Consider the following 253-nt stretch of genomic DNA (forward strand, 5'->3'; position numbering starts at 1 on the left):
CGACTAATGTCGTCCGATAGGTTTTCTTTTTTTCGTCTGTCAATGCAATTTTTACAGCTTTCATTTTTCCATCTTTGTCTTTCAAATACTGATATTTGAAAGATGTTTTACCAAGATTCACATTGGATTTTTCTTTAAATGAGCTTTCAAAATTCAATTCGAAAGCCCTCTCAGATAATTCAACCTTTCCTTCTTCTGTACGGATGCTATTGTCCACATTTCTCATACTGGCTATACGAGACGATTCATTCAT

1 protein-coding gene is annotated in these 253 nt (G+C 34.0%); it reads right to left on the minus strand.

Annotation, left to right across the window (positions count from 1 at the left end; genetic code table 11):
* Nucleotides 1-217: hypothetical protein (locus R0J87_RS22700; protein ID WP_498889175.1), on the minus strand; the 217-nt coding region annotated here is incomplete at its 3' end.
* Nucleotides 218-253 lie beyond the last annotated feature (36 nt).

Source organism: Halomonas sp. SIMBA_159 (assembly GCF_046536035.1).
Lineage (GTDB): Bacteria > Pseudomonadota > Gammaproteobacteria > Pseudomonadales > Halomonadaceae > Vreelandella > Vreelandella venusta_A.